We start from the raw sequence: 1,896 nt of genomic DNA, 5'->3' as shown, positions 1-1,896 counted from the left end.
ACAGGGCGCGGACGGCGCCCGCACCCACCTGCGCGGCGCGGTCTCACCCCTCGGCGGCTGACGCGTCCGGCGGCGGTGGCGGTGTCCAGGTTTCGCCGCCGAGCACGTTGCGCATGCCCACCCAGACCATGTTCATCAGCCGCCGCGTCATACCCTCCGGCGACTCGGCGGGGTGGTCGGCCATCCAGTCCGTCAGCGCGTCCGCCGCGCCCACGATGGCGTGCGCGACGAACTCGGCGTCCTCGTCCCCGAGCCGGGCCGCGCCGCCGTTCTCCTCGATCCCGGTCCGCACCAGCCCGGTGACCTCCGCCATCACCGCCCGCCGCGCCTGCGCCGACTCGGCGGCGATGGCCTCGCTCAGCCCGGCGGCGTGCCGGTGCAGCACGACCCACCCGTCGCGGTGCTCGGAGACGAACGAGAAGAACGCCCGCAGCCCCGCCCGCAGCCGCAGCTCCGGCGTGAGCACCCCGTCGGCCGCCCCGTGGAACGCGGCCATCAGCCGCTCCGCCTCGCGCCGCAGGCAGGCGATGAAGAGCCCTTCCTTCGACTCCAGGTAGAGATACACCATCGGCTTGGAGATTCCGGCCAGTTCGGCGATCTCGTCCACGGAGGCCGCGTGGTAGCCACGCTTGGAGAAGACCTGTACGGCCACGTCGATGATCTGCTGCTCACGTACCTGCCGGGGGAGCCGCCGCCTGCGCTTTTCGGTCACAGTTGCGAGCGTACTCTGCCGCCTTCTATATTTAACTACTCAGTAAGTCTACTGTCCGGTAAGAAATTTGGGGTGTGCAGATGGCCGAGGACACGCCGGGTCTCGGGGACCTGGACTTCGCCGCGGTGTCTCCCGAGGAGTACGCGCGCATCGTCAGGGGGCTCTCCTCGCGGGAGATCGAGGAGCTGGCCGGGGACGAAGCGCTGCGCGCCAGGGTCGTCGGGGAGGTCTTCCGGCGGATGGAGCAGCAGTTCCAGCCGGAGAAGGCCGGGGAGCTGGAGGCGGTCATCCGCTGGCGGATCGCGGGCGTGACCGAGGTGGTGTACGACGTCACCGTCTCGGGCGGCGCCTGCTCCGTACGGGAGGGGCGGGGCGAGGGGAAGCCGCGGGTGACGCTGGACATGGGTGACGAGGAGTTCCTGAACGTCACGTCCGGGAACGCCGGGCCCGTCAAGCTCTTCATGACGCGGAAGTTGAAGGTCACCGGCGACGTGGCGCTCGCGCTGAAGCTGACGGGCATGTTCGACATCCCCAAGGCCGACTGAGCGCGGGCGACCCCCGTCGCCCCGCCCGGTCCGGCCGTGCGCCCCGCCGTCAGCCCGGCGGCTCGCCGCGGCCGGCGCTTCCGGCGCTTCCGGCGCGTCCCCTGCGGCCCGTGATCGGGCCCGTCGACGGCAGGTCCGCCTGGTCGCGCAGCCACAGCGCCCGCAGCGTCGCCTCCAGCGCGAAGCGCCGGTCGGGCTCGGAGAGCTGGGAGCCGAAGTGCTGGCCGAGGGTCCGCATCCGGTAGCGCACGGTCTGCGGGTGGACGTGGAGTTGCTCGGCGATGCGGCCCGCGGTGCCGCGCGTGGTCAGCCAGACCCGCAGCGTCTCCACCAGCCGTTCGCGCCGGCCGGTCGTCACGGCGGCCAGCGGCTCCAGCTGGCGGCCGGCCATCTGCTCCACGAGGGCGGGGTCCGTCAGCAGCCAGAGGGTGAGCAGGTGGTCCTCGACGCGTACCGGGGAAGGCGCGCGGATCGCGCCCGACTCGACCATGTCGAGGGCCTGGCGCGCCCAGCGCAGCGAGTCCGCGGTCCTGTGCAGCGGCACCGTCAGGCCCACGGCCACGCCGACCGGGCCGAGCGCGGCGTCGAGTTCCTCGCGGCGCTCGTCGTCGAACGGGCCGGGGATCAGCAGGTACGGGT

The 1,896-nt window shown here is 72.6% G+C and carries 3 protein-coding genes; 1 reads left to right on the top strand and 2 read right to left on the bottom strand.

Annotation, left to right across the window (positions count from 1 at the left end; genetic code table 11):
• Nucleotides 1-43: 43 nt before the first annotated feature.
• Nucleotides 44-712 (bottom strand): TetR/AcrR family transcriptional regulator, encoded by a 669-nt coding sequence (locus tag H5J30_RS30300; RefSeq protein WP_181790614.1) that lies wholly within the window; start codon nucleotides 710-712, stop codon nucleotides 44-46.
• An 80-nt stretch (nucleotides 713-792) separates the two neighbouring features.
• Between H5J30_RS30300 and H5J30_RS30295 the strand changes: the two genes are divergently transcribed.
• Nucleotides 793-1,257: an SCP2 sterol-binding domain-containing protein gene (locus tag H5J30_RS30295; RefSeq protein WP_181790612.1), complete on the top strand. Its 465-nt coding sequence runs from the start codon at nucleotides 793-795 to the stop codon at nucleotides 1,255-1,257.
• Between the two features lie 49 nt (nucleotides 1,258-1,306).
• On the opposite strand, the gene H5J30_RS30290 is transcribed toward H5J30_RS30295, so the two are convergent.
• The coding region (locus H5J30_RS30290) for a PucR family transcriptional regulator (protein ID WP_181790610.1) at nucleotides 1,307-1,896 on the bottom strand (590 nt) is incomplete at its 5' end.

Source organism: Streptomyces phytophilus, assembly GCF_013870535.1.
Classification (GTDB): Bacteria; Actinomycetota; Actinomycetes; order Streptomycetales; family Streptomycetaceae; genus Streptomyces; species Streptomyces phytophilus.
The sequence above is the reverse complement of the archived record's forward strand: the minus strand, read 5'-3'. Positions and strand labels throughout refer to the sequence as shown.